Annotated in this window: 6 protein-coding genes; 5 read left to right on the top strand and 1 reads right to left on the bottom strand. The window is 62.2% G+C overall.

The window, feature by feature from the left end; translation table 11 throughout:
• The first annotated feature begins 605 nt into the window (after positions 1-605).
• The 3 genes from FY112_RS23960 to FY112_RS23950 all read left to right on the top strand — a co-directional run bounded on the left by FY112_RS23960 (position 606) and on the right by FY112_RS23950 (position 4,217).
• Positions 606-3,476, top strand: a complete 2,871-nt coding sequence (locus FY112_RS23960) for a ribonuclease E/G (RefSeq protein WP_151519422.1) — start codon at positions 606-608, stop codon at positions 3,474-3,476.
• Positions 3,477-3,621: 145 nt separating this feature from the next.
• On the top strand, positions 3,622-3,831 hold the full coding sequence (locus tag FY112_RS23955) for a type II toxin-antitoxin system VapB family antitoxin (RefSeq protein WP_003547469.1): 210 nt from the start codon (positions 3,622-3,624) through the stop codon (positions 3,829-3,831).
• Complete coding sequence (locus FY112_RS23950; RefSeq protein ID WP_017959969.1) at positions 3,828-4,217, top strand: PIN domain nuclease; 390 nt, start codon at positions 3,828-3,830, stop codon at positions 4,215-4,217. The genes FY112_RS23955 and FY112_RS23950 overlap by 4 nt, the downstream gene beginning before the upstream one ends.
• Before the next feature lie 184 nt (positions 4,218-4,401).
• On the opposite strand, the gene FY112_RS23945 is transcribed toward FY112_RS23950, so the two are convergent.
• Complete coding sequence (locus FY112_RS23945) at positions 4,402-6,060, bottom strand: acyl-CoA dehydrogenase family protein (RefSeq protein ID WP_017959968.1); 1,659 nt, start codon at positions 6,058-6,060, stop codon at positions 4,402-4,404.
• Positions 6,061-6,239: 179 nt separating this feature from the next.
• Here FY112_RS23945 and FY112_RS23940 point away from each other — a divergent pair, with 179 nt between their 5' ends.
• Together FY112_RS23940 and FY112_RS23935 are read left to right on the top strand one after the other, a co-directional pair.
• Positions 6,240-7,196, top strand: coding sequence for an aspartate carbamoyltransferase catalytic subunit (locus FY112_RS23940; protein WP_151519421.1), 957 nt, complete (start codon positions 6,240-6,242; stop codon positions 7,194-7,196).
• Positions 7,193-8,482, top strand: coding sequence for a dihydroorotase (locus tag FY112_RS23935; RefSeq protein WP_151519420.1), 1,290 nt, complete (start codon positions 7,193-7,195; stop codon positions 8,480-8,482). Before FY112_RS23940 ends, FY112_RS23935 begins: the two co-directional genes overlap by 4 nt.
• Positions 8,483-8,559: the final 77 nt, after the last annotated feature.

Below are 8,559 nucleotides of genomic sequence, written 5' to 3'. Positions count from 1 at the left end.
TCTGTATTGCGATGGACCCGACGCGGCTGCGGCCAACGTCCTGTGACGAAACACCCGCTGCAGCCTGCCGAATCGCGATCACTTTATCCCAGCTTGTATGCGTTGCGAAATCCATCAATATTATGGCACATTTGGCTTTCCCCTTGCTATTGTGACACAGAAAACATACAACGAATTTCAGGGTAAAGTGTTGACGGGATAGAGTCGCCGCAAAGGCTGCCAGCCAGATCAGGACCTGGCGCCACACCGGTCATCGTCCGCCGTCTCATGCGCTTCATCCCTAGAACTCGATCCTGATTTTCCGGCTTATTGTCGGAATTCATTGGTGGATCAGCCACCACGCTCTCAGGGAGCAAACTCATCGGACCCGAACGGGTCTTCGTATTTGTCGATCACGCTTGGTTGTTGATGGTTTCGCAGCAGGTTTTATCTGAAGTGTACAGGCCCCGGACCGAAATGGTTCCGGCTGCGGTCTGGCTGCTGCCCTCCCCCTCGCATCAGGCGCGACTTTCATTATCCGGCGCGGCCACAGTGGACCGCATTCTTTCTGTCTCAACAGCAGTCGGGAATGCGCTCTCGCGGCCACGCCGAGGAGCACAGCTTTCATGGCAGACAAAATGCTTATCGATGCGTCTCACGAGGAAGAGACGCGCGTCGTTGTCGTTCGCGGGAACCGCATAGAAGAATTTGACTTCGAGTCCCAGCACAAGAAGCAGATCCGCGGCAACATCTATCTTGCAAAGGTAACGAGGGTCGAACCCTCGCTGCAGGCCGCCTTCGTCGATTATGGCGGCAACCGGCACGGCTTCCTGGCCTTCGCCGAAATCCATCCCGACTATTATCAGATACCGCTTGCCGACCGTCAGGCACTGCTTCGGGCCGAGGCCGAGGAGCATCGCCGCGACGAAGATGTCGAGCATGTCGAAACCGCACCGATGGTCGATCTTTCCAAACAGGATCAGCCGGATGTCGGCATCGTTCCGGCAGAGGCGCCGGAAACGGCTGCCGTAACGGAAGAGACCGCAGCGGTAGAGGCCGCGGCATCACCCGAGGCCACCGAGGAAGCGCCGGCCAAGAAGGCAAGGCCGCGCCGCAGCCGCAAGAAGGTCGTAGAACCGGTTGTCGAAACGACCGCGACCGAGGATGCTGTTCCCACAGACGTCGAAGCCGAAGGCGCTTCGAGCGTCGACAATGAGGATGACGGTTCGACCGGCGGCGCGATGGCTGCGATGGTGGAAACCGACTCGATTTCCGAGGACGTCGATACCAGCAAGCGTCGCCACGATGACGACGACGACGATGACGATCACGGCGAAGAGGAAGTCATCGAATCCGTCGGCGCCGAAGACGCGATGGAAGAAGTGCCGGACCGCGTGCAGCGCAAGCCGCGCAAGCAGTACCGCATTCAGGAAGTCATCAAGCGCCGCCAGATCCTGCTCGTGCAGGTCGCCAAGGAAGAGCGCGGCAACAAGGGTGCAGCCCTTACCACCTATCTCTCGCTCGCCGGCCGCTATTCGGTGCTGATGCCGAACACGGCGCGCGGCGGCGGCATTTCCCGCAAGATCACCAACCCTGCCGACCGCAAGCGCCTGAAGGAAATTGCGCGCCTGCTCGAGGTGCCGCAGGGCATGGGCGTCATCCTTCGCACCGCCGGTGCCAACCGCACCAAGGTCGAGGTCAAGCGCGACTTCGAATATCTGATGCGCCTCTGGGAGAATGTGCGCACGCTGACGCTGGCGTCCACAGCTCCCTGCCTCGTCTATGAGGAAGGCTCGCTGATCAAGCGTTCGATCCGCGACCTCTACAACAAGGATATCAGCGAAGTCATCGTTTCCGGCGAAGAAGGCTATCGTGAAGCGAAAGACTTCATGAAGATGCTGATGCCGAGCCATGCCAAGGTGGTTCAGCCCTACCGCGACATCCATCCGATCTTTTCGCGTTCCGGCATCGAGGCTCAGCTCGACCGCATGCTGCAGCCACAGGTGACGCTGAAGTCTGGCGGCTACCTGATCATGAATCAGACCGAAGCGCTGGTCTCGATCGACGTCAACTCCGGCCGCTCGACCCGCGAACATTCGATCGAGGACACCGCGCTGCAGACGAATCTCGAGGCTGCAGACGAAGTCGCCCGCCAGCTTCGCCTTCGCGACCTTGCCGGCCTGATCGTCATCGACTTCATCGACATGGAAGAGAAGCGCAACAACCGCGCTGTCGAGAAGAAGCTGAAGGAATGCCTGAAGAACGACCGCGCCCGCATCCAGGTCGGCCGGATCTCGCATTTCGGCCTGCTCGAAATGTCGCGCCAGCGCATCCGCGCTTCGGTTCTCGAATCGACCACGCAGGTCTGCTCGCATTGCGGCGGCAGCGGCCATGTGCGTTCGCAGTCCTCCGTCGCCCTGCATGTCCTGCGGGGCATCGAAGAATATCTGCTCAAGAACACCACGCACAACATCACCGTGCGCACCACGCCTGACATCGCGCTCTACCTGCTCAACCACAAGCGCCAGACGATCGTCGATTATGAGAGCCGCTTCGGCGTCGCGATCATCATCGATGCGGATGGCTCGGTCGGTGCGCAACATTTCGCGATCGATCGCGGCGAGCCGGTGGAAAACCCGGTCAAGATCGAAACCCTCTTCAACTTCGCAGCCATTCCCGAGGATGACGACGACGATATCGTCATCGAAGTGGATGAGGAGGAAGACGAGGAACTCGAGGAAAAGCCGGTCGTTGCCGAGCGGCCCGTCGCGGCACGCGCGGAAGGCGAAGCTGACGGCAACCGCAAGCGCAAGCGCCGCAGGCGCCGCCGCGGCCGCAACGGCAATGCCGAACAGCCGGTATCAGCAGGCGAAGCTGGCGACGAGGATGAGGAAGGTGACGACGAGGGCGGCGAAGGTGATGAAAACACCGAGGCCACGCCCGAGACACGCGCTGAAAGCGAGGAATCGCAGCGCCGCAAGCGCCGCCGTCGCGGCAAGCGTGGCGGCCGCCGCAATCGCGCCGAGGATGGCTCCGAACTGGCAGCTGGCGAAGCCGGTGAAGACAATGGCGGCGACGAGGACGAAGGCGACGACGTTTCGAACGACGGCACTCCGAGCCAAGCCGCAGCGGTCGAGGCGATTGCCGAACAGGCCGACGAAGGCCAGGCCGCGATGGCAGCCGTCGAGAGCGCGCCTGTTGTAACCGAAGATGTAAAGCCCGCCCGCGCCCGCGGCCGCCGCAAACCGGCCGCAGCGCCGGTCGAGGAACCGGTTGCAGAGACGGCCCCTGTGGCCGAGGCCGAACCGGAATTGGTGGAAGCCTCCGCCGATCTCGAAACGGTCGTTCAGGAAGAAGCAAAGCCGGTTCGCGCCAACCGCGAATCCAACATCTCCTCCTCCGAGCCGACGGTGAAATCCACCCGCGTCGAGAATGGCGAAGGCGATGACGGAAAGCCGAAGAAAGCCGGCTGGTGGCAGCGCCGTGGCTTCTTTTGAACGCTGATTTTCGGACGTAAACACTGAAATCCGGCCGCGGCGACGCGGCCGGATTTTCGTTTATGACGAGGGCTCGTGGCCGAGCTTGAATAACTTGGCGCAGATGTGTATATTTTGTGTTATTCATACACATGAGGCGCGAATCGTGCGGACGAATATAGATATCGATGATGCCTTGCTCGACGCGGCAATGACCGCCACCGGACTGGCGACAAAAAAGGCCACCGTCGAACAAGCTTTGCAAAATCTTGTCGAGAGGCACCGCCGAGGCAATGCCATCGCAAACCTTGCAGGAATAGGTTGGGAAGGCGACCTCGACGTGATACGTCGCGACCGGCCCGACGATAAACGGTGATCGTCGTCGACAGTTCGGTCTGGATTGCGCATCTGCGTGGGATAGAAAGCGCCGCCAGATGGCGGCTGCAGAACATCGAGGATCCGCTGGATATTGTTGTCGGGGACCTGATCCTTTTGGAAGTGCTTCAGGGCGCGCGCAATGAACGCCATGCATCGGTGATCGAAGAAAGCCTACACCAGTTCACAATCCGCCCGATGCTTGGCGACAGCCTCGCCGTCAAGGCGGCTCGTAACTATCGCCTGCTACGAGAACGCGGCATCACGGTGCGCAAGACCATCGATGTGATCATCGGCACCTTCTGCATTGAGGAAGGCTATGCGCTCTTGCACGATGATCGCGACTTCGATCCTATGACCGAGCATCTCGGCCTCAAGATCGCCTGACTTCAGAGAGCCCGATCGGACAGATGGTTGCTCCATGAAAGTGCAGAATAGGTGCTCTCGCCATCCTACCATCCCGACAGATGAGCGGCATCAACGACCGCCATCGAGGGTAAGGACGGCGCAAAGCGCTTCTATATCGCTTGGCTCAACGCAGCGAAGCGCGATCATCATCCCTCGGCGGCGATCAGGCGGCCGGGGGATAGAGCAGGTCGACGATGTAGCTGGCGTCGAAGCGGGAATCGAGCATGCCGTAGGTGGAGCGCCAGCCGCCGGCAAGACGTGTCTCGATGAAGGCATCGGCAATGCGCCCTGCCCCAAGGCGATAGAGTTCGGCGGCACCGGCGGCGAGCGCCAGCTGCTCGACGAGCAGGCGCGCGGCGCCCTCATCCTGTTCGCACAGCGCGATTGCGGCGCGCAGCACGTCGATCGTCTTCTTGCCGGCAGGGCCGAGATCGCGGGCAAGGCCGGAAAAGACCGTTTCGAACAGATCCTTGCCGCGGTTCAGCACGCGCAGCACGTCAAGCGCCATGACGTTGCCGGAGCCTTCCCAGATGGCGTTGACGGGAGCCTCGCGGTAATGGCGGGCGATCGGGCGCTCTTCGATGTAGCCGTTGCCGCCGATGCATTCCATAGCCTCGTAGATCAGCGCGGGCGCGATCTTGCAGCACCAGTATTTGGCGACCGGCGTCATGACGCGGGCATAGGCCGCTTCCTCAGCATTGCCGCGCGCCTTGTCGAAGGCGTCGGCTAGACGGAAGGACAGTGCCGTCGCGGCGGCGACATCGAGCGCCATGTCGGCGAGCACGCGCGTCATGATCGGCTGGTTGACGAGCATCTTGCCGAAGACGCTGCGGCCGCGGGTGTGGTGCACGGCTTCGGCGAGCGAGGCGCGCATCATGCCTGACGAGGCCAGCGCGCAGTCGAGCCGGGTCAGCGTCACCATGTCGAGGATGGTCCGGATGCCGGCATCCGGACCACCGAGCAGGAAACCGAACGTGTCTGTAAATTCGACCTCGGAAGAGGCGTTGGAGCGGTTGCCGACTTTGTCCTTCAACCGCTGGAATTGCAGGCCGTTGGCGGAACCATCCTCCAGAAGGCGCGGCACCAGAAAGCAGCCCATGCCCTCCTTCGTCTGCGCCAGCATAATGAAGGCATCGCTCATCGGCGCCGACATGAACCACTTGTGGCCGGACAGCCGATAGATGCCCTCGCTGACCTTTTCGGCAGCGCTCCTGTTGGCGCGCACATCCGTACCGCCCTGCTTTTCCGTCATGCCCATGCCGATGGTCACGGCGGATTTCTGCATGGCGGGCTTGTTCGACGAATCATATTTGCGCGAGAGAATTTTGGGCGCCCAGTCCTTCTGGACCGCGGGCGAGGCCGAGAGTGCCGCAACGGAGGCGCTCGTCATCGTCAGCGGGCAGAGATGGCCAGATTCCAGCTGCGATGTCAGATAAAACCGCGCAGCGCGAACCTTATGGGCCTCGTCCTTGGCCTCGGTATCGGCCTGGGGATCCCAGACGGAGGAATGCAGGCCGACCGACATGGAGCGGCGCATCAGCGCATGCCAGGCGGGGTGAAACTCGACGACGTCGACGCGTTCACCGCGCGGACCGTGGGTGCGCAGCTGCGGGGCGCCCTGGTTCGCCATGCGCGCCATCTCCTGCGCCTCCGGCGAGGTGACGTAGCGGCCCATGTTTTCCAGGTCTTCGCGGATGCCGCGCGGCAGGGCCGCCGTCAGGTCGACGATCAGCGGATCGGATCGATAGGCATTGATGCCGGACCACAGGCTCGGCTGGTTGAGTTCTGCGAGTTTGTCGTCAGTCCGGTTGGCGGAGGTCATAATTCGCTTCTAGTGTAAGAACCCGGCAAAGGAAAACCGGAAGTTATGATTCGGTTCATTCTGCTCTATCGGAATTCGGGCGAAAATGCATGGGGACATAAGCCTTTGCCCACAGCGCACGCTTGCCCCGGCGGGCAGCACTCTTTATAGACCCGCCAGAGACAGCAAGAGGCAGGGTCATGGTCTTTTTCCCCCACCGCCACCTCATCGGCATCAAAGGCCTCACCGAGCAGGATATCACCTATCTTCTCGACAAGGCGGACGAGGCCGTCAAGATCAGCCGCCAGAGAGAGAAGAAGACGTCGACGCTACGCGGGCTGACGCAGATCAACCTCTTCTTCGAGGCATCGACCCGCACGCAGGCCTCCTTCGAGCTTGCCGGCAAGCGGCTCGGCGCCGACGTCATGAATATGTCGGTCGGCAATTCCTCGGTCAAGAAAGGCGAAACGCTGATCGACACGGCGATGACGCTGAATGCGATGCGCCCCGATGTGCTGGTGATCCGCCATTCGAGCGCCGGTGCGGCCGCCCTTCTCGCCCAGAAGGTCTCCTGCTCGGTCGTCAATGCCGGCGACGGGCAGCACGAACATCCGACCCAGGCGCTGCTCGACGCGCTGACGATCCGCCGCGCCAAGGGCAAGCTTTCGCGCATCATCGTAGCAATCTGCGGCGACGTGCTGCATTCGCGGGTGGCGCGCTCCAATATCCTGCTGCTCAACGCGATGGGCGCCCGCGTGCGTGTCGTCGCGCCCGCGACCCTCCTGCCGGCCGGCATCGCCGAGATGGGCGTCGAGGTCTTCCATTCGATGAAGGAAGGGCTGAAGGACGCCGACGTGGTGATGATGCTGCGGCTGCAGCGCGAGCGCATGTCCGGCGCCTTCGTGCCTTCGGTGCGCGAATACTATCACTTCTACGGGCTCGACGCCGAAACGCTGAAGGCGGCCAAGGAGGATGCACTGGTGATGCATCCCGGCCCGATGAACCGCGGCGTCGAGATCGCTTCGGAAGTGGCGGACGGGCCGCAGAGCGTGATCGCCGAACAGGTGGAAATGGGAGTCGCCGTGCGCATGGCCGTGATGGAGACGCTGCTCATCTCGCAGAACCAGGGTCCCCGAAGCGATGGAATGATGGCATGAGCAACCCGATCGTCCTCAAGAACGTCCGTATCATCGATCCATCGCGCAATCTCGACGAAATCGGGACGATCATTGCCGAAAACGGCGTGATTCTCGCGGCCGGCCACAAGGCGCAGAACCAGGGCGCACCTGATGGAGCCGTCATCCGCGACTGCACGGGCCTTGTCGCGACGCCCGGCCTCGTCGATGCGCGCGTCCATGTCGGCGAACCCGGCGGCGAACACCGCGAGACGATCGCCTCGGCAAGCCGGGCGGCAGCCGCCGGCGGCGTCACCTCGATCATCATGATGCCGGACACCGATCCCATCATCGACGACATCGCGCTCGTCGAATTCGTCAAGAAGACGGCGCGGGATACGGCCGCCGTCAACGTCTATCCGGCAGCCGCCATCACCAAGGGCCTTGCCGGCGAGGAGATGACGGAGATCGGCCTCTTGATGCAGGCCGGCGCCGTTGCCTTCACCGATGCCCATTCCAGCGTCCACGACACACAGGTGCTGCGCCGGATCATGACCTATGCGCGCGAATTCGGCGCCGTCATCTCCTGCGAGACGCGCGACAAATATCTCGGCGCCAACGGCGTCATGCATGAAGGGCTTTTCGCCAGCTGGCTCGGGCTTTCCGGTATTCCAAAAGAAGCCGAGCTCATCCCGCTCGAACGCGATCTCCGGATCGCTGAGCTGACGCGCGGCCGTTATCACGCCGCGATGATCTCGGTGCCGGAATCGGTCGAGGCGATCGAGCGTGCCCGCAGCCGCGGCGCCAAGGTGACCTGCGGCATCTCGATCAACAATCTGGCGCTCAACGAAAACGACATCGGCGAATACCGCACCTTCTTCAAGCTTTATCCGCCGCTGCGCCCGGAAGACGACCGGGTGGCGATGGCCGACGCCGTTGCGAGCGGTGCGATCGATATCATCGTCTCCTCGCACGACCCTCAGGACGTCGATACGAAGCGCCTGCCCTTCGGCGAGGCCGAGGACGGCGCGATCGGCCTCGAAACCATGCTGGCTGCAGCGCTCAGGCTTCACCATGGCGGCCAGGTGAGCCTGATGCGGCTGATCGACGCCATGTCGACCCGACCCGCTCAAATTTTCGGCCTGAATGCCGGCACGCTGAAGCCGGGCGCTGCGGCCGATATCGCGCTGATCGATCTCGATGAGCCTTGGCTTGTCGCCAAAGACATGCTTCTCTCCCGCTCGAAGAATACGCCGTTCGAGGATGCGCGCTTCAGTGGGCGGGCGGTCGCGACATACGTCTCGGGAAAGCTTGTCCACGCAATTTAGAACCGACACGATCGCCGTCCATCCCCCAGCGGGAGAAGGCTGACTCGAGGATAGGCCACGGAGAGGCTGAGGGGGCA

The sequence above is a fragment of the Rhizobium sp. PEPV16 genome (assembly GCF_008919455.1).
GTDB classification, from domain to species: domain Bacteria; phylum Pseudomonadota; class Alphaproteobacteria; order Rhizobiales; family Rhizobiaceae; genus Rhizobium; species Rhizobium leguminosarum_Q.
The sequence above is the reverse complement of the archived record's forward strand: the minus strand, read 5'-3'. Positions and strand labels throughout refer to the sequence as shown.